A 20,047-nucleotide genomic window follows, 5' to 3' on the forward strand; every position below is an offset into this window, starting at 1 on the left:
GGTCCGCCCGTACCGCTGCACACCCGGCCGTTTCAGGGTTGACTGGAGCATGCCGGGAAGGAGCGCCATCGATGGTCGTTGAATCAGGTATCGACGCAGCACCAGGTCCGGATGCGGCATCAGGCCTCGCCGCGTCAGGGATCCCGCCCCGAAACCCCGCCCGCCACATCCGATTGACCTCGCACAGTGGCGGCGCCGACGCCCCGCCGATCCTTTGGGGTGCAGCGACGGCCGCCGAGCGCGGCCCCGTCATCGGGACCACGGCCACGCGCGCGCATCGCAATGTGATCGGTACCCACAGCGGGTCCTACAGCGTCTACCGGGCGCTGGCAGTCGCGGCCGGGGCGCTCTCGCCCGAGCACCGCGCCGACCTGACCAACACCGCACCGACCGATGTGATCGGCCCGTATCCCCGGTGGACCGAATCCGGGGCGATCGTGAGTCTTGACCCGTGGGGCGCGATGGTCGCCGAGGCGTTCTCCGCCGAGCTGGGTCGCGGCTATGACATCCGGCCGACCATCGCCATCACCAAGGCCCATGTGATGCTCCCCGAGGTCGCCGACGCGATCGTCAAGGGCCGGCTCCGCCCGGACGGCCGGGTGCTGCTGGAAAACGGTGCGGCGCTGGTGACCAAAGCGGCCATCGAGCCGGTCTGGTTTCTTCCCGGCGTCGCCGCTCGATTCGGTTGCAGTGAAACCGAACTGCGCCGCGTGCTGTTCGAGGAGACCGGCGGCATGTACCCCGAACTCGTCACGCGCGGCGATCTCGAAGTCTTCCTCCCGCCGATCGGCGGACAGACCGTCTACATCTTCGGCGAGCCCCGCGATCTTGCCGACCCGGCCGTCGAACTGACCGCACGGGTGCACGACGAATGCAACGGATCGGACGTGTTCGGGTCCGATATCTGTACCTGCCGGCCGTATCTCACCCATGCCATCGAGGAGTGCATCCTGGGCGCCCAGCGCGGAGGGGTCGGGCTGGTGGCGTATTCCCGCAAGGAGGGCCGCGCCCTCGGCGAGGTCACCAAATTCCTGGTCTACAACGCCCGCAAGCGCCAGGTCGGGGGCGACACCGCCGACCAGTACTTCGCCCGCACGGAATGTGTTGCCGGAGTGCAGGATATGCGGTTCCAGGAACTGATGCCCGACGTGCTGCACTGGCTGGGTATCCGCAAGATTCATCGTCTGGTCTCGATGAGCAACATGAAGTACGACGCCATCACCGGCTCGGGGATCGAGGTCGTCGAACGCGTGAACATCCCCGACGACCTGATCCCGGCCGATGCCCGCGTCGAGATCGATGCCAAGACGGCCGCCGGTTATTTCACGCCCGGCCCGGTGCCCGACGCAGATGAACTCAAGATCGCCAAGGGCCGCGGACTCACGCCATGACAACCGGTATCGGCACTGGCACCGACAGTGCGATAGCGGTCGGCATCCTGCGCAGCACAGCCGCCATCCGCGCACGCGCAGAATTCCTGCTGCGCCGCGCGCGGGCGGGGGAGTCGCGCTGGTTCGTGGTCGACGACGACGCGCTCGCGCCGGCCGCCGACCTTGTCGCTGACGTCACCCGCACGCGGTATCCCGATCTGGTGATCCCGTATCACAGCCGGTGGCGCCATTTCGAGGCCGGCGGCATCGACCGCAACACCGAGCTGCGGGCCCGGCTGATTGCGCTGGACGTGCCCGCGCAGGCCCGCGCCACGATCGACCTGGCCGTGGTCAGCGTGCTGCTCGACGCGGGTGCCGGCCCGCAGTGGGGCTATGTGGAACCGACTACCGGGCAACGCTTTACGCGCTCCGAGGGACTCGGCGTGGCCAGCTGGCATGCCTTTGCCGGCGGTGTGTTCTCCAGCGACCCGGCCCAGCCGTTGCAGGTCGACGCCGCGGGACTGCGCAGCGTCGACGACACCGCCCTGCGCCGCGCTTTTCAGGCCGGGCCCGACAATCCATTGGTCGGGCTCGACGGCCGGGTGCAGCTGCTGCGGCGCCTCGGTGCCGCCCTGGCGGGCCAACCTCAGATCTTCGGCCCGCAGGGACGTCCTGGCGGTCTGTTCGACGCGCTGGCCGGTCCGACGGTCAGCGCCCACGACATTCTGGTGCGGCTCCTGGACACCCTCTCCGGGGTCTGGTTGGCCGACAACCACATTGGCGGCATACCGCTCGGAGACTGTTGGCCGCATGCCGCGGTGCGGGGAGCCGGCCTGTCTCGCGGCTGGATGCCGTTCCACAAGCTGTCGCAGTGGCTGACCTACTCGCTGCTGGAGCCGTTCGAGTGGGCAGGGGTGACGGTCACCGGGCTGGACGCCCTGACTGGTCTGCCCGAGTACCGCAATGGCGGTCTGCTGCTCGACACCGGGGTACTGCGCTTGCGAGAACCCGCGGCCTCGGACCGAACCTGGTCGGTGGCCGACGAATTCGTGGTCGAATGGCGCGCCCTGACCGTGGCGCTTCTCGACGAGCTGGCGCCCCTCGTCCGCACCAGGCTGGGCCTCGATCTTCCGGCGCTGCCGCTGGCCTGTGTTCTCGAGGGCGGCACCTGGGCGGCCGGCCGCACCGTGGCGGGGCAGCTGCGGGCCGGCCGTCCGCCCCTGTCCATCAGCAGTGACGGCACGGTTTTCTAGGAAGGCGCCATGGGTAACCTGCATCTCGTCGATCATCCGCTGGTCCAGCACAAGCTGACCCTGATGCGACAGAAAGACGTGTCCACCAAAGGTTTTCGTCAGCTACTGAACGAGATTTCCACGCTGATGACCTACGAGGTGCTGCGCGACATCCCCATGCACGAGATCGAGATCGACACTCCGCTGGAATCCACCACCGGCATGGTGATCGACGGTAAGAAGCTCGTCTTCGTCTCGATCCTGCGGGCGGGCAGCGGCATCCTGGACGGCATGCTCAGTGTCGTGCCCGCCGCCCGCATCGGCCACATCGGTCTGTACCGCGACCCGAAAACCCATGTCGCGGTGGAGTATTACTTCAAGATGCCGAGTGAGTTGGACGAGCGCGACATTGTGGTGTGCGATCCGCTGCTCGCCACCGGCAACTCCGCGGTGGCCGCCATCGACCGCCTCAAGGAGTACCGGCCGCGGTCCATCAAGTTCGTCTGTCTGCTGACCTGTCCCGAGGGTGTCGCCGCGATGCAGGCGGCACACCCCGAGGTACCCATCTACGCCGCGGCGCTGGATCGCCAGCTCGACGAGCACGGCTACATCGTGCCCGGCGTGGGCGACGCCGGCGACCGCATGTTCGGAACCAAGTAGGCATTGCCGTGGTGCACGAGCCGAACAGGAGGAGCGTCCTACGCGGTACCGGGCTGTTGTTCGGTGCCTCGGTCGTGGCACTGCGAACCGCCGGGCCTGCCCTGGCAGAGCCCGATGCCGGCCAGGAAGATCTGGCTCGGCTGCGGCGGACCTTCGCCTTGGCGGAACAAGCTCGACAATCCGGTGGCGCACCGTACGGCGCCCTGGTCACCGCCGCCGACGGCTCGGTCGTGGCCGAGCACGGCAACACCTCGGCCATCGACGGCGGCGACCCGACCGATCACGCGGAGATGGTCACCGTCCGCAGCGCGTGGCGAACGCTCGGCGATGACGGCATGAAGTCGGCGACGCTGTACGCCAGCACCGAGCCGTGCACGATGTGCGCGGGCGGCATCTACTGGAGCGGCATCGGCCGGCTGGTGTACGGCATGTCCAACACCCGGCTGTTCCACTTCACCGGCGACGACCCCGACCACGCGGCGTTCGCCTTGCCGTGCCGCAACATCCTGCAGCACGGCTACCGGCCGATCACCGTCGTCGGACCACTACTGGAAGACGAAGCGGCACAAGCTCATCAAGGCTACTGGCACTGAGTCCAGCGGCCCCGTCCGGCTCAGGACGACAGCGCGTCGAACAGTGCCGACAACTGGCCCGGAGTGACCGACATGCCGCACTGCCCACGCAACGACGTCAGCGGTCGGGCGATGTTCTTCAAACCCAGGAACTCGCCCGGATGGGCGGCGCCTGCTCAAGGAGGCGTCAGCATTCGCCCCCGAGGGCCGCGAGCACCCCGCCCGTGCAACCGGGAAGGACCGACCACAGGTTCGTCGAAGGCGGTCCACTCCACGGACTGACCTCTGGAGCTTGCGATTGCGCTCCACTGGCCGGTGAGCAGTAGTACGAGTATTGGAGCTCGCCGTAACAGGCATCGGCATGGGCGACTCCGGCACTCAGGGGGAGCAGGGTGGGTATGGCGGCGCCGGCCGCCGCCATACCCACCGCTGCGATGAGCCGCTTGGGCGTGGAGTTCAGTGTGACATTCATGAAGGTGTCCTTTGTCCAGTGCGCTGCCGGGCGGCCGCGCTACTGGTAGGAGCTTGGAGCCCCCGCGTGCAGGACAACTTTTTTCCGATCTTCTATGCGGGTCGGAGACGACGTGGTTCCACCTGGCCCAGTCGGTCAGTCAGGTAGAGACTGCGAAGCGGACCGTGGTGACAGGTTTACCGGCGTTGACCTGCGCAGCAAGAAACCACCAAGGCGTCTGCCGCAGCCTCTGGGTGACCGGTCACGATGGACCGCCAACAACGAACGGCTAACGACCATGACGCACCTTTCTGCACAGCGGCAGTCGGCGAAGGCGCTGACGCTGATCGCAATAACGGCTGTCGCGTTGACGATGGGCCCGACGGCAACCGCGCAGGCAGACGACAGTGATGCCTTTCGGTCCCCCTCGGGGAACATCGGTTGCAAGATGGGGACGGGGGGTGTCATGTGCGAGATCAAGGACTACACGTGGTTGATACCGCGCCCACCGGACTACACCATGGGTGGGAAAGGCAACAGATTCCTGCTCGACCGGGGCGGTACGCCGATCGCGGGTGAATGGCACTCGGATCACGAATTTCCCGACGGCGCACCGACACTCGGCTACGGCCAATCGCGGGCTCTGGGTTCCATCACCTGCGACAGCGAGCCTTCGGGCATGACATGCACCGACTCCAGCACCGGACATTTCTTCCGAGTGTCACGCGACTCCTATCAGCTCGGCTGACGGCAATGAAGCCAATCCAACCGAAGAAGATCGCGGCACAGATCGCCGCGGCCATCACGACCACCGTCGCCGCCTGCTCGACGACCTGCGCGCCCGCCGCATGGGCCGATCCGCAACCGACTCTTGGGCGTGCGTGGGCCCCGAGCGTGAAGGGCTACGGAACGGTCCGGCCGGCCAGAGTCTTCAACGGTGGCGACCCGACGGGCGACATCTGGGACATCACATGGTCCTCCTGGGGCGGAGAACAGGCCATCGGGACGGGTACTTCTTACGCGATACCGCCGGGCGCTGTCAGCGTCGCGCAGTCGGTCAAGGAACCGGCAACGATCGTGGCGTACAACCTCGGCAACTGCAATGGCCAGCTGATGTACCAAGCGGCGAAGTGGTACTTCCCAGGGTACGGAGAGGCATTCGATCCGGCCGGGCACTACAACATCTGCACTGGGGACTATGTAAAGGCATCTGATGCGGGCTTGTGATCGCCGCTTCGCGGCTTGACACACTCCGTCGGCGCGAGGTTGAACGCAGGGCATCCTTTCGCTCGCCTCAGTCGGGTGTCCGAGGGGGACCCGCCCGCCTACGACACGGGGTGGTGACTTGCGAATCGGTGCCCGATCGTCGTTCGTGATCGGGGTCGACTCATGCGAATGGCGGGCGCTCGGGCTAGGGCGTGTCTCATAACCGTTTGAGCCAGGCGATGATGGCGTGCAGGATGACGCCGCCGCGGTAGTTGAGGTTATGCTTGTCGTAGCGGGTGGCGATACCCCGCCACTGTTTGTAGCGCTGGAAGCGGCGTTCAACGACGTTGCGGCCCTTGTAATCCTGCGCATCGAATGCCGGCGGTCGGCCACCAGCGCGACCACGCCGGCGGCGGTGGCCAATCTGGTCATCAGGCTGCGGGATCACCGCGGTGATCCCCCGAGAACGCAACAGCTCGCGGATTGCTTTCGACGAATACGCCTTGTCACCGCGCACCCTCTCGGGGCGGGTCCGCGGCCGACCGGCGCCACTGCTGGCGACCCGAAGGTGACCGAGCAGGATCGGGAACATCGGGGCATCGCCGGCCTGACCGGGCCCGCACACGGCCACCAACGGCATACCGGCGCCGTCAACCAACGAATGAATCTTGGTGCTCAACCCGCCGCGAGAGCGGCCAATGCCGTGGTCAGCAGGCTCGACGCCCAGATTCTTGTAATTCGACGGTGCCCCCTGTGTCCCGCGGCAGGTTCGTGCCATGTTGATGAGCGCGGTTGACCGTCGAATCGACACTGACCGCCCAGTCGATCAGATCGGCATCAGCGGCAGCCGTGAGCACGACCGCGAAAATCTCGTCCCACGTACCGTCCTTGCTGTACTGGTCATGGCGCCGCCACACCGTCTTCCACGACCCGAACTCCGCGGGCAGATCCCGCCACGGGCACCCCGTGCGATACCGCCACACAATTCCCTCGACCGCCATCCGGTGATCACGAAAAGGCCTGCCACCCTTAGGCGATGCCGTCGGCAGCAACGGCTCGATCCGCGCCCACATCTCATCGGTAAGCACCCGCGATCTCGACATCACCTGACACTGACAGACCAACCATCAAATGGTTATGAGACACGCCCTAGGGGTCGAGCTGGGCGGGAGCGACTCGGCACCCGGCGGCCTGGGCTCCGCTGTGCAGGCGTCGGTCCCACACGGCGACGATCAGGGCGGGGTCGCCGACGGCCAACGCGCTGGCCAGATGGACAGCGTCGGCTCCGCGTAGGGCATGGGCTCGGGCGAGGTGGCCGGCGTGCCGTTCAACCATCGCGGTGAGTTCGACTGGGCGGGTGGCGGCCCAGAAGTCCTCCCAGTCACGCTCGGCGTCGGCGAGCTCGGATTCGGTTATGTCGTGATTGCGGGCTGCTGCGGCGAGTGCGGCGCGAACTTCGGGGTAGGCCAGGCGGCTGGACAATACGGCGTCGGAGCCGTCCCATAGCGCGGACGCCAGCGCGCTTCCTGTCTCGGTGGTGAGCAGTTTGACGAAGGCGCTGGCGTCGAAGTAGACGAGCGGCACCGGTCAGCGCCGCTGGTCGCTGACCCGGTCAGACACCGGCCGCCGCGGTCGGGGCCCGGACCGACCCGCAGCGACGGGCCGCTGCGCGGTGGCCTTGCCAATCACGCCTTCGGCAGTGAGACGCTCCAACGTGCCTGCGCTATCCAGCGCAGCGAGTCGCGCGACCGGAATCCCGCGATCGGTGATGACGACCTCGCCACCAGCCCGAGCGCGATCGAGCCAATTGCTGAGGTGCGCGCGCAACTCGGTGACGGATACCTCCATACCATGGACTGTACATTCACTGAACCGTGATTTGTACATATCGGGTTTTCTATCTACCCATTTCGCAGGGTGAAGGTCGGCGCGTTTGCGAACGTGTGCGCGGGTGTTGACGCGTGGTCGGTAGGCACCCGGCAACCCGACGATGAGGTCGGCAAGTCCAATGATCGTTGGCTGTCGTGCGGTCAGGGAGAGTGCGCAGAGGTGTGCCACCAGTTGCTGGTGCATGCTCCTAGGGTGACGCGCGTAACGCGAGCTTCGCCTCTATGGCTCGGCGGCTGACTTCTGGCCGGTAATCCATACACGACAACAGTCGGTCGATCTGGCCATCGCTGAAATCGATTGTGTCGCTTAGAAGCTGGCTGATGCTGGACTGCGGGAGACCGCTGAGTCAGGTGTCGGCGAACGCGATGCTCTCTCGGCGTCAGCGCATACGAAAATACGCTCCGATTCAGTTCGGAGCGTATTTCGTATCCGTATAGCTAAAACGTTGTGTCCGAGGGGGGACTTGGCCACCTGCGACACGGGTCGAGGTGTTTGATTTGAATCGTTGACCAGCAGGCTTTCGTAGGCTATCGAATTCGAGGCACCTGCAGCCCATCCGCAGGAACTGTTCGTCCAGCCGATCTCGCTGCGCGGGACCAGGGAAGTCAGTTAGGACCGCGATCGCAGCGGGTTCTTCCGGCAAGGACTCGCCGTTAGCGTCGGTGCATGGGCGGTGAACTTCGCGCAGTTGTAGCGGTAGCCGCGCACGGTGTTGGCGGCGCGGGCGGCTTCGACGGAGCCAGTCTCCGCGCCGGTCAAGGCTTCCTCGGCAACGATCGGCGTCGCGTCCGGGATATCAAAGGCATCTGCTGCGGGCCTGCGCGCGGGGACTAGGTCCTGGCATCACCAGTCCGGCTCACTTGATCAGCCCACCGGGCCAGTGCTTCTGGTGTGTCTTGTTGATTCGGCGGAGGTTGCCAAAGACGACTTTGAGTTCGGTCGTGGAGGGCACGTCGTCGTCATGGCTGCCAGGGTTGAGGACCTTAGGTAGGGTCTTCCACTGCCCTTTCTCTGAGTTGCCTTCGACGACAAAGGGATAGAGCAAGGTGAGGAGGTCACCGAGCTGGTTGGCTTTGACCTCGACATCGCTGATCGTCGTGGGCGTGCCCGCGTCGGTCAAGCCGGTGGCGATGATTTGTTTGGCGAGGCGTTCAGCGGCGGAGCGCATCGTGTTGCAAGCCGAACGGCGACCCTTCGCTGTGGGGGCGTGCAGGCTTTCTTCCGCTTCGAGCATGAGTTGTCCGAACGTGTCGGTGGTCTGGGTGGGTTCGGTGCCCGCGAGAATGTCGATGAGGTCGAGTTTGTAGGCCAGGAATTCACTGCCGCCGTGGTTGGTGTTGGACCATTCGGCAAGCTTGCTGTCGAATGTGGTCAAGATGACTTGCGTGCCCGCACTGAGTAGCGCACCCAAGGTGTATTGGACGAAGGTAAGTCGGTGGCCGGCGTCGCTGCCGGGGATAGGATCATCGAGAACGACGACCGGCGCACCGAGCAGTTCGGTGCGTGCCAGGAAGATCGAAAGTCCCAGGGCGTTTAGCTGGGAATCGCTGTAGACGCCGAGGGCTTCTCGTTCGACCGGAATGCTAGTGGGGTCAACGCGCAGGGCAGCGATCAGGTTTACGAAGAGGGCGCCCGCCGCGCGCCGTTTGATGCCACCGAATCCGACGAGTTCTTCGGGGCGGATAGTCGACCACCACTTGGTGATGGTGTCGCTCATTTCGGCGAACCGGTCGTCGAGAACCGCGCCGGCGGCGTCGCGGAGTGCTTTGTCGGCGGCGTTGAGGCGTCGGATAGCGCGTTGGCGAAGGGCTTCGGTGACAACGTCGCTGATCAGTTCCGTTCGGACTGCCACCAGGTCGGCCAGTTCGGCCAACCCGCTGATGGTGATGCGCTCGCGGGCAGCGTCCTCGACGGCAGCACGCAACGCCGCAGCGGGCGCGGCGTAGACCTCGCTGGCGGCTCGGAGTCGGCACACCGTGGTCTCAATGCCAAGATAGCCGGCAGCGACCCCTTCGGGCAGGGGTTGGCGTGCGGCTACGGCATCGCCGGTTGCCTCGACGGCCCGGCGCGCGGCAGCTACGGCGGTGGTCACGTCTGTGGCCGCAGCGGCCATATGCGCGGCCGCGGCTTGCGTGGCGTTTAGCAATGCGATGTCGACCCGCAAACTACGCAACGCGTCGGTGGCGGCTGCCATCTGCTCGTCGCTCCACATTGCAACGGCGGGCGTCGCCGCAGTGGCCGCGACGGTCAACTGATCGAGTTGGTGGCGTGCGGTGGACAGATCCGCGGTGGCGATTCTGGCAACCTCGCCGAGGGTTCGGGTCCGGCGCAGATGATCGCGGAGGACGCTGACTCGGTCGGGGGTCAATGCGTTGTTAGTGCCACACACCGGACAAGACACGGCGTGGTCGAGTTGGGCGTACTCCTCGACGCCGAGTAGGGCGTCGAGGACCGGAGTGAGCCGAGCGGTGTGCTGGTCGAATTCGGCCAAAGCAGTGCTGTAGTGCTCCAGGTCAGGACTGGCGAGGTCTTGGTCGGGAAGATCGGTCACCGCTATCGCCGAGAGAGGGAAGGCACGCTCGCGCTGTGCGTCGAGTGCTGCGCTGAGTGCGATGGCAAGATCGTCGACGATCTGGAAAACCGGCTCGACCCCTTCGGCGTCGACCAGGATCGCGCCGCCGGCAGCCAGCAGCGCTTTATCTATGGCCCCGCGAGCGGTGTCTGCGGTGAGTGGTTTCTTGGTCAACGCGCTGATGGTGTCCGCCGCCGACGCAGCCGGGGTGGCGGCGAGAGACCCCACGCGCTGTAGCGAAGCGCTTGGCGGCTCGGCTTCTACACGAGCGCGGGCCGCACGCACGCGTTCGCGGAAAGAATCGAGGTCTGTCAGGGACAGCAGCGCCTTGAAGTAGCCGACCCGCTGTTTTGGCTCGGTTGACAGCACGTGCCGCAGGATGTGCTGCAGCAGCACCGGGGCGCGCACCGGTGGGTCGGCGAGCGGAAAGCCCACTTGGTCGAGACTGTCCGCCTCGACTCCGTCGATCAGTAGGCGGCTCTCACACTCGGTACCTTGTCCGAAATCGCATAGCAGTTCGCGGCGCACCTCGTGGGTCACACCCGCCGAGTCGCGGACCACAGCCGAGACATAGACGTCGGTGTCGGTGGCTGCCAGATGGGCGTTGCGCAGGCTGTCGTTGTATTCGGCCTTTGCGCCACCGAGTAATTCGCGTCGGCTGCTGCGGCCACTGATCAGAAATTCGATAGCTTCAGCCAGGCTGGTCTTGCCCTGACTGTTGCTCGCGTGGATGACGACCAGCGCGGCGTCGAGGTCGAGCGTGCGGGCCTCCGTGCCGAAGGCACGGAAACCGCGGACCTCCAGTGATAGTAGGCGTGGCCGGGTGGTGCTGGCCGCGGCGCCGGGGCCGGTCATGATTGACGCCAGCTGGAGATGACGGCATCTAGCGCGAAGTCAAGGTCGTCCTCGGTGGCGGCCGCGGCGACGGACTCGGCCAGCGTGCGGGCGTCGTGGGTTCCGGTGGTGGAGCCTGTCAAATGGGCCAGCAGGGCGTCGAGGTTTGGCAACAGGTCGCTCATCAGCACCGAAGCCTAGCCGGTTCGCAAGTCTTGGCTCGTGAAATTCCTGTCGCTTCAGCCAGTTAGGTGGCTGGCAACGCATCTGGCGCAGCGGGCAGGACTATGACTTCGAACGGGATGGTAGCGAGATGTTCGCCGTTGAGTCCGATTTCGATTCGACAGCGGCCAGCAGTGGTGAATAGCGGAGTTGTCACGATGCTGAATAGCTGGGGTCGGTAGGGCGATCGTGGGTCGTCGTGTGTATCTGAAGGCGTGAGGTATAGGGCGGGCATCAGCACATGCATCGTTGCGGACTCGATCGGTCCGCAACCGTCTTCAGGCACATACGACGCACTGAAGATATGGTCTTCGCGTTTCGTGTCGGCTGGCCAGTGGATCCGTCCAATCACGTGCAGGCTCAGACGATAGGGGGGCGCCTCTCCGGTGGCATCCCACGTATATCCGCCCAGGTTCTCGACGTCCATCGTGCCGCTCGGATGCATGCCATGGTTCGTCGAGAGAGAGACGAACTCCAGGCGCGGGTGCGTGGCCGGGCCATATCTCCGACCGCGCCACTGTTCGCGAAACCACTCGGCCGCCTTCTTCAGAGTGAGGTCCGGTCGTGTCTCTGCGGTGTCGAACACTTCCTGTGCCACGGCTTGCACGAATGTCTCAGCTTCGATGTCTGGGACTTGGGGCAGTGGGAACCCGTTGATCCTCAAAAAAGTCACTGCAGCGAACCAGCCGGTGCGCTTGTTTCCGTCCGAGAAGTACTGCGGTCCGGCGATGCTGTGGACGTATGCGGCCGCTTTCGACCAGATGTCGGGGAATACCTCGACATCGAAGTACTGCGAACTTGGTCGGTGTGTCGCGGAGTCCAAGCCCGGTAGATCTAGCGGGGTGCCGCCGCTCTGATCGGCATTGATTTCGACGATCTGGTCGAGAGTCAGGTAGACGAAATCAGTCACTTCAGGCGCTCAGAGAGTCCTGCCCACCGCATCTTCTCCTCTTTGTACGCAGCGCGGAACACGTCATCGGCGACCTTCGTGCTCTCAGGCTTCTTGATTTCCTGACCAGCATCTTTGGCGCTCGAGCTGTTTTTGGTTCCCGCCATGTCTTCAGGATACGGCTAATCCAGGCTGGCTGAGATGTCGGATGCATCTCGTTTGGTCCGCGACGCATGGCCCGCGGATCGCGGATCGCGGATGTGGCTGGTCGGAGTTCCGTTAACTGCATGTCGTGCCGGGTTACCTGGCCAACGCGCGTCGATGTTGCTGCGACCGAGGAACAGTATCAGCCGGCTGTCGGCGAGTCAGTGTCAGGACGGGTCATCTAGATAGCGATTGCGAAACCATGCCGGTCGTTGCCTTCCTTCCAACGCGCCACGCGCTGCCTCGGGTTTTAGGAACGATGAAATCACCTTCGACCACGGACTCGATGGGACACGAACGATGTCATCTGGTGTAAGTGTCCTTTCTAGTCCTTGCTCATTTTGTAGGTGACCGTTCTATGTCGCCAAACGTCGTTCCACTCGAAATTAACTCGTTTGGTGACACCGTCCAATTCCCAAGCCATAAAACCCGGCCGTTGAATAGATCCGCGTAACGGATTGTGGGGATTGTTGTCGAAAGCGTCGGGATTATCGCGGCTTGGATCAAACACGGTCAGTCCAAAGCCTATGCCGTTCAGGTTGACGATTCCGCCGCCGACCCACCCGTCGCGGTGCAGCAGTGGTTGAACCGACCACCAGTCGGTTGTGGTGTCTTCTACGTGATCAAATGGGCGGTAGCGTAGTTCATTGTGGGACAGGTCACCAGCGACGCACAAGCCCCAATTGCGCGGCCACATCGCACGACCCAATAGAAGGTCAACTGCCTCTGGCGGAAATTTGGCTTTCATTCCGTTGAAGGCCTTGCCGACAGCGTGATTTAGGATCAATTTGAGAACCCAAATCTGAAGATCTTCACCCGAGATGGTGATCTCTTCGTTGGTTCCCCACTCGCCTGCGCCGTTGCGAAATTTTAATGCTATTCCTCGTATGAAAGTCGCAAATTGCAGCGCTGCATCGTCGGCGGTGTGCAGATCGTTGTTGTGTTTTTCGCACAGAATATTGGTTTTGAACTGCTTCGGGCTTACGAAGTTTTGTACGCCAAATCCGGTATCATGTTTGATCTTTATATCTGGGTCGTCAAACGAATACAGCTTAATTAAGCACTCCGAAACGAAATGCTCTCCCGATATTTTGGTCGAACATCCGCCGCGTGTGTTCGCATAGCACTTTTTATGCCGGTAGCTATTTTCTTCGTCATCAGTTTCGTTAGGCATTTCGGTGTGTGCGGGTGCGGGTGAAAATATCGCCCGAAGTATCGGCGTGCGGGGCGGTGCGGATACCGAACCCGATCCATCGCCCGATGCCGCCAACGACCGAAGGGTGATCAGTCCACCGTTGGCTTGGCTCCACTTGAACCCCTTCGCGTGCACCTGCCAGACGCGGGGATCGCCGCTACCCCCAGTCCGCGTAGAGACGATCCAATCGCCGGTCTGGATTTCCTCGATGAAGACCCGCTCGATCGCGGCGGTGTTGGCGGTGCGAACCACACTCATGCCTCGAATGGTAGTTCGACGGTCCGACAACCCTAGTCGGGCGCGCTGTCGGGCGCGCCGTCGCGTTGATTCACGTTGGTGCGTTCTAGTCGTTTGCGTCACCTCGGTCGACTGAGGTGAGCGTTCGCTAGGGTGTCATCGTGGCCAGTGGCAAATATAGGCCTCCACAGTCGTTGGCGTACAACGAGTTCGTGGGTGAGCTTCAACCCTCAGATGGCCGCGAGCTCACCGAGCTCCACGTCCGCTACGGGGTTCGGAAGAACTTATACCTCGATTGGGCTATCACGCTTCGAGTGCGTAATGGTGATGTCCAAGACCTCATGGTCCGGAATGAGCCGCTGGAGCGGCGAATGCTGGAGGTTATAGAAGTCGCGGACTCCACGATAGTTCGGCGCACGTTCGACCCGGCCCAGCCGCAAAGGCCTCCGGTGTCTGTCGTCCTCGTGCAGTTGCATCCCGGAGACGGTCTAAAGGTCGATGCCGAATACGACGCCACGATTGGGCGCCTGCGCACGGCATGGAATCGAAAGCACGGGCGTCCAGCGGCAAATGATCGGCACAATGAGGCGTTGTTTAATTTCGCAGCGCAGGAACGCGATCCGAACTTCCGGGACGGCGACCTATCTTGGGTGCGCAACACGGTCGTCTGTCTGAGCACTGATACGGCTGATGCCGTTATCTCCGACCGCGGAGGGTTTTACTTTCCGACGGCAAAGGGTGCGGCCGGCGTGCTCAGGTCTAGCGGAAGAATGCAGTTCCTTCAGATGGAGCCGGGCAGTGTGGGGTTGGCGGATGGACAAGATGAACTGCCGCAAGCCGATTCGTCCCGTCGCAGCGAGCGGATCTTCGGTAGCAACGTCACGATGGGGTCGCTCGTAGATCGGGTCTACCCAGGGCCAATGCCTGAGGACTGGGCAAGTTGGCTGGCACCCTGGGACGGTGTCAGCGCGAAGCTCGAACACGCGTGGCGGCACTTCGACGCGCTAGCTAGCGTGACGATGGCCTTTGTTCGTGAAGGACCGCTGGCATTCGAGACTCTCCCCGCGCCCGAGCGCGGAGCCCATTGGCTCAAGTGCGAGTTGCGAGTTACTCACCCCGACAAGTTGATCGCGCTCATGTTCGGGGACTTTCTGCACAACCTGAGAGGCGCACTCGACCACAGCCTGACCGCGATTGATCCGCAGGCAGGCCGCAAAGTGAACTTTCCGGTCTGCCTGACAGAAGCGGAATTCAACGGGTGGGCACCGAAATGGATTCAGCCGGGTGGAAGCACTGGTGCCCTGGCCGAGATACGGCGGCATCAACCGTTTCATGCCGGGAATGGGCTGGATCCCGAGGACTACGTCCTCAGAATCGTTGCGAGACTGAGTAATACCGATAAGCACCGTCTGCTCAACTTGACACCGGTCGGAGTATCCGACGCAATGCCGCCCGACCTAAGAATCGAAGCGACCGCCGCGGTGGTTTCCTGCGAGTATCTCGTGCAGCACGGCCGACCTCTCGAAGAGCACCAGACCGCGCTATTTATCGAGCTCGACGTCCCGGTCACCGAAGCCTCGGTTGAGATCACGGGCACGATCCCGATCGCTGTATCGATCGATAGCTATTTCGATCTCGTCGCGCTAGCGGGCCGCCTGCACAAAGCGGCCGCAGACACTTGCCGCAACTTGCGCAGCGGGTCGCTCAACGGCTGGCCAGATGAGGCCTCGGAGAATGCTGTCGGTTAGCTGTTTGCTCGTCAGTTTGAGGGGTGCTGAATCGTTGACGACGTGAGTTGTGAGGGTTCGAGCCCGAATCAACGGATGCGGGCAAATGCAAAAACTCGCTCCGACCGAGGCTGGAACGGATTTTCCGCATATCAAGCTAACCAAACTGTGTCCGAGGGGGGACTTGAACCCCCACGCCCGTTAATAGGGCACTAGCACCTCAAGCTAGCGCGTCTGCCATTCCGCCACTCGGACCTGCCCTGCCGTCTGGCCGGGCAGCTTAGGCTAACGGATCGAGGTGCTCAGTCCCAAACCGAGGGTGGTACGAATGTGACTGTGACTGCGCCCGAAGATGAAGTGGTCGATCTCGTCAGCTCGCTCATCCGCTTCGACACGTCGAATACCGGGGAGCCGGAAACCACCAAAGGCGAGGAAGATTGCGCCCGCTGGGTGGCCGAGAAGCTGCGCGAGGTGGGTTACACCACCGAGTACGTCGAAGCGGGCGCGCCCGGCCGTGGAAACGTGTTCTGCCGGCTCAAAGGTGCCGACCCGAACCGGGGCGCCCTGCTGATCCACGGCCACCTCGACGTCGTCCCCGCCGAGCCCGCCGACTGGAGCGTGCACCCGTTCTCCGGCGCGGTGAAGGACGGCTACGTGTGGGGCCGCGGCGCGGTCGACATGAAGGACATGTGCGGCATGATGATCGCCGTCGCGCGGCATCTGAAACGCAACAACATCGTCCCGCCCCGCGACCTCGTCTTCGCGTTCGTCTCCGATGAGGAGCATGGCGGCACCTACGGCTGCCAGTGGCTCGTCGACAACCAGCCTGAGCTGTTCGACGGCATCACCGAGGCCATCGGTGAGGTCGGTGGCTTCTCGCTGACGGTCCCGACGAAGGCCGGCGGCGAACGCCGCCTGTACCTCATCGAGACGGCCGAGAAGGGCCTGTCCTGGATGCGGCTGACGGCCCGCGGCCGGGCCGGGCACGGCTCGATGGTGCACGACGACAACGCCGTCACCGAGATCGCCGAAGCCGTCGCGAAGCTGGGCCGGCACCAGTTCCCGCTGGTGCTCAGCGAGTCGGTCGAGCAGTTCCTGACGGTGGTCTCGGAAGAGACTGGTTATGACCTCGACCCGGCCTCGCCGGATCTGGAGGGCAGCATCGCGAAGTTGGGCGGCATCGCGCGCATCGTCGGCGCCACCCTGCGCGACACCGCGAACCCCACCATGCTCAAGGCCGGTTACAAGGCCAACGTCATCCCGGCCACGGCCGAGGCCATGGTCGACTGCCGCGTTCTGCCGGGCCGCAAGGAGGCCTTCGAACGTGAACTCGACGCGCTGCTCGGTCCCAACATCACGCGCACCTGGGAGCGTGACCTGCCCAGCGTCGAAACCACCTTCGACGGTGACCTGGTCGATGCGATGAACGCCGCCATCCTGGCCGTCGATCCCGACGCCCGCACCGTGCCCTACATGATGTCGGGTGGCACCGACGCGAAAGCCTTTGCGCGCCTGGGAATCCGGTGTTTCGGGTTCGCGCCGCTGCGGCTGCCGCCCGAGCTGGACTTCGCCGCACTGTTCCACGGGGTCGACGAGCGGGTACCCGTGGACGCACTACAGTTCGGCGCCAAGGTCCTCGAACACTTCCTGACGCACTGCTGATCGCTCTGCCCGCCACCGAAAGGACATCATGACTGCTTCGCCGTATGACAACCTGCCGCAGCTGCCGACCTTCACCCTGACCTCGACGTCGTTGACGGACGGTGGCCCCCTGGCCAACGAACAGGTCAGCGGCATCTTCGGTGCCGGGGGACAGGACGTCTCGCCGCAGCTGAGTTGGTCGGGATTCCCGGCCGAGACCCGCAGCTTCGCGGTCACGGTGTACGACCCCGACGCCCCGACCGCATCGGGCTTCTGGCACTGGGCCGTCGCCAACCTGCCCGCCGACGTCACCGAACTCGCCGCCGACGCGGGCAACGGCGAGGCGCTGCCCGGCGGCGCCATCACGCTGACCAACGACGCCAGCCTCAAGCGCTACCTGGGTGCCGCCCCGCCGGCCGGCCACGGGCCGCACCGGTACTACATCGCCGTGCACGCGCTGCCGGTGGAGAAGCTGGACATCCCTGAGGACGCCACCCCGGCGTTCCTGGGCTTCAACCTGTTCATGCAGGCCATCGCCCGGGCCGTCATCCACGGCACGTACGAACAGAAGTAGGCGCGCAGAAGTATCCCGCTCGGGCCGAGTCGCGGGGCGGTACCTGCCGCCCTACTATCGGTTCGAGGCCGGTGGCACCGACGCTCGCCTGCCTTCCGATATGAGGGGGCCGGTCCACGTTGTCCACGTCTGCCCAGACGAGTAAACAGTCCAGGACGCCGGAGCCGGACCGGCTCGACTACATCGACCAGGCCACCTTCCTCTCGTATCGGGCCAGTGGCCGGGTCCAGGTCGGCATGGCGCTGTGGTTCTACGAAGGTCCGGTGGATCTCGATGGGCTGCGCCGGTTCCACGAGAACTTCGGCAAGGGGCTCGTGGCGCGGTATATCGAACGGTCCCCGATACCGTTCGGCCGGCATCGCTGGGTGGCCGCGTCCGGCGCCCCCCGGCCTCTCGACATCGCCGAAACCGCTCGTCCGCGGTCAGCGCTGAGCGACTGGCTCCAGGAGCGCGCGCAGATTCCGATCGATCCGGAGCACGGTCCTGGTTGGACGCTGGGGGTGCAGCCCTTCACCGACGGCTCAACCGGGGTGGCCATCGCGTTGTCGCACTGTCTGATCGACGGCACCGGATCGGTCGTCGCGTTCATGGACGCGGTCCTGGGCACCGAGCGCAACCTCGGCTACGAGCGACCGCGGTCCCGCACCCGCTGGCAGGCGATCCGTTCCGACCTCCGTCAGACCTTCAGGGACCTGCCGGAGGTCCGGCGGACGGTCAAGGTCGCCGTCAAACTGGCGCGCGAGCGCCGCGGCGAGATGAGCGCACAGCCGTCGTCGGCGGGCGGCTCGGCCGACGGCGACGAACTCGTGCACGTGCCGTTCGCGTCCGCCATCATCGACGTCGATCACTTCGATGCGCGGGCAGCGGAACTCGGCGGCAACAATTATTCGCTGGTCTCGGCGTTCGCCACCCGCCTCGGGGTGCGCATGGGACGGCAGCGGGCGCGGGACGGCGCCGTGTCGTTGATGGTGTCGATCAACGACCGCACGTCGCTCGACGACACCCGGGCCAATGCGATGACCTTCACGACCTTCACCGTCGACCCCGCCACGGCCACCACCGACCTCACCGAGCTTCGTGGCGCGATCCGGACAGCGCTGCGTAGCGCCAAGGAGCAGCCCGACGAATCCTTCCAACTGCTGCCGCTGACCCCGTTCATCCCGCGGCGGGCGGTCCGGCATACCGCCGCCATGGTGCTCGGCGAGCTGCCGGTCACCTGCTCGAATGTCGGCGACGTGCCGGACCTGGTCGGCCGCATCGACGGAGTCCACCAGGCTGATTACGTGATCTGTTGGGGTGTCGAGCAGAACGTCATGAAGCGCGACATCGAGCAGCCCGGCGGTCTGCTGGTGGTGACGGCCCTGCGCCACCACGGCAAGGTCACCATCGGCGTCGTGGGCTACCAGGTCGGCGCGGAGAACACCAAAGCTGTTCTCCGCGAACATGTCCGGCTGACGTTGGACGAACTCGGCGTCACGCCGCTGGAGGTGTATTAAGTCGTCCTAGGCCGCAGAGCCCACCGCGTCGGCCAGCGACGCGAACCCGCCGGCCTTCAGGCGGGCGGCCACGCCGTCGTGAATGTGCTTGGCCCACAAGCCGCCGCTGTAGATGAAGCCGGTGTAGCCCTGCACCAGGGACGCGCCGGCGATGATCCGCTCCCAGGCGTCGTCGGCGGTCTCGATGCCGCCGACACTGATCAGCACCAGCTGGCCGCCGACCCGCTTGTACAGCCGCTGCAGCACCTCCAGTGACCGTGCGGCCACCGGGGGGCCCGACACGCCGCCGGCACCGAGCTCCTCGACACCCGGGGTCAACAGACCTTCGCGGGAAATCGTGGTGTTGGTCGCGACGATGCCCGCGAGCCCCAATTCGACGGCCAGGTCGGCGATCTCGTCGACGTCGTCGTCGGACAGGTCGGGAGCGATCTTCACCAACACCGGTTTGGTGGTCTCGGCGCGGACGGCGGCCAGGATCGGCCGCAGCGAGGCCACCGCCTGCAGGTCGCGCAGGCCCGGGGTGTTGGGGGAGCTGACGTTCACCACGATGAAGTCGGCCAGCGGCCCGCACAGCCGGGCGCTCTCGGCGTAGTCGTCGACGGCATGCTCGGCCGGGGTGACCTTGGTCTTGCCGATGTTCACGCCGATGGGCACGGTCGACTGGCTGCGGGTCAGCTTGAGGGCCAGCTCGCCGGCACCGTGGTTGTTGAACCCCATCCGGTTCAGCAGCGCGCGGTCCTCGGGCAGCCGGAACAGCCGCGGCGCCGGGTTGCCGGGCTGCGCCTGTGCCGTCACCGTGCCGACCTCGGCGTAGCCGAAGCCCAGCGGACCCCAGGCATTGATGCCGCTGCCGTTCTTGTCGAAGCCTGCCGCCAGGCCCACCGGACCGGGGAAGGTCACGCCGAATACCGTTGTCTCCAACACCGGATCCGAGGGCGCCAGCCACTTGGCCAGCAGCCGGCGGCTCACGCCCAACCCGGTCGCCGCGCGCAACAACGCGAACACCCAGGTATGAATCCGTTCCGGGGACACCCGGAAGAACACCCAGCGCAGGGCGCGATACATCAACGGCTCC

The 20,047-nt window shown here is 64.8% G+C and carries 18 protein-coding genes, 1 tRNA gene and 2 pseudogenes; 10 read left to right on the forward strand and 11 right to left on the reverse strand.

The annotated features are described in order from the left end of the window. Positions 1-71: 71 nt before the first annotated feature. The 4 genes from ACX12F_RS09875 (at position 72) to ACX12F_RS09890 (ending at position 3,855) form a co-directional block, all read left to right on the forward strand. The gene (locus ACX12F_RS09875) at positions 72-1,391 is read left to right on the forward strand and encodes a GTP cyclohydrolase II (RefSeq protein WP_459369395.1); all 1,320 of its coding nucleotides are present in this window, start codon (positions 72-74) and stop codon (positions 1,389-1,391) included. Then, positions 1,388-2,623, forward strand: a complete 1,236-nt coding sequence (locus ACX12F_RS09880; RefSeq protein WP_459369396.1) for a URC4/urg3 family protein — start codon at positions 1,388-1,390, stop codon at positions 2,621-2,623. Before ACX12F_RS09875 ends, ACX12F_RS09880 begins: the two co-directional genes overlap by 4 nt. A 9-nt stretch (positions 2,624-2,632) precedes the next feature. Next, positions 2,633-3,262: a uracil phosphoribosyltransferase gene (upp, locus tag ACX12F_RS09885; protein WP_459369397.1), complete on the forward strand. Its 630-nt coding sequence runs from the start codon at positions 2,633-2,635 to the stop codon at positions 3,260-3,262. 74 nt (positions 3,263-3,336) lie between these two features. Next, positions 3,337-3,855, forward strand: coding sequence for a nucleoside deaminase (locus ACX12F_RS09890; protein ID WP_459369398.1), 519 nt, complete (start codon positions 3,337-3,339; stop codon positions 3,853-3,855). Between the two features lie 166 nt (positions 3,856-4,021). On the opposite strand, the gene ACX12F_RS09895 is transcribed toward ACX12F_RS09890, so the two are convergent. Then, complete coding sequence (locus ACX12F_RS09895; RefSeq protein WP_459369399.1) at positions 4,022-4,306, reverse strand: hypothetical protein; 285 nt, start codon at positions 4,304-4,306, stop codon at positions 4,022-4,024. 277 nt (positions 4,307-4,583) lie between these two features. Here ACX12F_RS09895 and ACX12F_RS09900 point away from each other — a divergent pair, with 277 nt between their 5' ends. Both ACX12F_RS09900 and ACX12F_RS09905 read left to right on the forward strand, forming a co-directional pair. After that, complete coding sequence (locus ACX12F_RS09900; RefSeq protein WP_459369400.1) at positions 4,584-5,033, forward strand: DUF6636 domain-containing protein; 450 nt, start codon at positions 4,584-4,586, stop codon at positions 5,031-5,033. Between the two features lie 5 nt (positions 5,034-5,038). Beyond that, entirely contained in the window at positions 5,039-5,512 is a 474-nt protein-coding gene (locus ACX12F_RS09905; RefSeq protein ID WP_459369401.1) for a hypothetical protein, read from the forward strand. 196 nt (positions 5,513-5,708) lie between these two features. On the opposite strand, the pseudogene ACX12F_RS09910 reads toward ACX12F_RS09905, so the two are convergent. The 8 genes and pseudogenes from ACX12F_RS09910 to ACX12F_RS09945 form a co-directional block, all read right to left on the reverse strand. Then, a pseudogene (locus ACX12F_RS09910) lies at positions 5,709-6,594 on the reverse strand (IS5 family transposase). 46 nt (positions 6,595-6,640) lie between these two features. After that, a complete protein-coding gene (locus tag ACX12F_RS09915; protein ID WP_459369402.1) occupies positions 6,641-7,075 on the reverse strand; it encodes a type II toxin-antitoxin system VapC family toxin in 435 nt (144 codons plus the stop codon). Positions 7,076-7,078: 3 nt separating this feature from the next. Continuing rightward, positions 7,079-7,381: pseudogene (locus ACX12F_RS09920) on the reverse strand (type II toxin-antitoxin system Phd/YefM family antitoxin); the annotation flags it as partial. An 856-nt stretch (positions 7,382-8,237) separates the two neighbouring features. Beyond that, positions 8,238-10,808: an AAA family ATPase gene (locus ACX12F_RS09925; protein WP_459369403.1), complete on the reverse strand. Its 2,571-nt coding sequence runs from the start codon at positions 10,806-10,808 to the stop codon at positions 8,238-8,240. After that, positions 10,805-10,972 carry a hypothetical protein gene (locus tag ACX12F_RS09930; RefSeq protein ID WP_459369404.1) on the reverse strand — a complete coding sequence of 56 codons (168 nt, stop codon included), beginning with the start codon at positions 10,970-10,972 and terminating at the stop codon, positions 10,805-10,807. The genes ACX12F_RS09925 and ACX12F_RS09930 overlap by 4 nt, the downstream gene beginning before the upstream one ends. Before the next feature lie 62 nt (positions 10,973-11,034). Beyond that, positions 11,035-11,919 (reverse strand): type II toxin-antitoxin system death-on-curing family toxin, encoded by an 885-nt coding sequence (locus ACX12F_RS09935; RefSeq protein ID WP_459369405.1) that lies wholly within the window; start codon positions 11,917-11,919, stop codon positions 11,035-11,037. After that, complete coding sequence (locus ACX12F_RS09940; RefSeq protein WP_459369406.1) at positions 11,916-12,065, reverse strand: hypothetical protein; 150 nt, start codon at positions 12,063-12,065, stop codon at positions 11,916-11,918. The genes ACX12F_RS09935 and ACX12F_RS09940 overlap by 4 nt, the downstream gene beginning before the upstream one ends. 362 nt (positions 12,066-12,427) lie before the next feature. After that, entirely contained in the window at positions 12,428-13,555 is a 1,128-nt protein-coding gene (locus tag ACX12F_RS09945) for a hypothetical protein (protein WP_459369407.1), read from the reverse strand. Positions 13,556-13,695: 140 nt separating this feature from the next. On the opposite strand from ACX12F_RS09945, the gene ACX12F_RS09950 reads away from it, so the two are divergent. Then, positions 13,696-15,282, forward strand: a complete 1,587-nt coding sequence (locus tag ACX12F_RS09950; RefSeq protein WP_459369408.1) for a hypothetical protein — start codon at positions 13,696-13,698, stop codon at positions 15,280-15,282. 148 nt (positions 15,283-15,430) lie between these two features. Here ACX12F_RS09950 and ACX12F_RS09955 read toward each other — a convergent pair. Then, positions 15,431-15,516, reverse strand: a tRNA-Leu gene (locus tag ACX12F_RS09955). Positions 15,517-15,591: 75 nt separating this feature from the next. Here ACX12F_RS09955 and ACX12F_RS09960 point away from each other — a divergent pair. The 3 genes from ACX12F_RS09960 (at position 15,592) to ACX12F_RS09970 (ending at position 18,972) form a co-directional block, all read left to right on the forward strand. Continuing rightward, on the forward strand, positions 15,592-16,923 hold the full coding sequence (locus ACX12F_RS09960) for a M20/M25/M40 family metallo-hydrolase (RefSeq protein ID WP_459369409.1): 1,332 nt from the start codon (positions 15,592-15,594) through the stop codon (positions 16,921-16,923). 28 nt (positions 16,924-16,951) lie between these two features. Then, positions 16,952-17,476 (forward strand): YbhB/YbcL family Raf kinase inhibitor-like protein, encoded by a 525-nt coding sequence (locus tag ACX12F_RS09965; RefSeq protein WP_459369410.1) that lies wholly within the window; start codon positions 16,952-16,954, stop codon positions 17,474-17,476. A gap of 119 nt (positions 17,477-17,595) precedes the next feature. Continuing rightward, positions 17,596-18,972: a hypothetical protein gene (locus ACX12F_RS09970; RefSeq protein WP_459369411.1), complete on the forward strand. Its 1,377-nt coding sequence runs from the start codon at positions 17,596-17,598 to the stop codon at positions 18,970-18,972. Positions 18,973-18,978: 6 nt separating this feature from the next. Here ACX12F_RS09970 and ACX12F_RS09975 read toward each other — a convergent pair whose 3' ends face one another. Beyond that, complete coding sequence (locus ACX12F_RS09975; RefSeq protein WP_459369412.1) at positions 18,979-20,037, reverse strand: quinone-dependent dihydroorotate dehydrogenase; 1,059 nt, start codon at positions 20,035-20,037, stop codon at positions 18,979-18,981. Positions 20,038-20,047: the final 10 nt, after the last annotated feature.

This window comes from Mycolicibacterium sp. HS_4_1, from assembly GCF_054515875.1.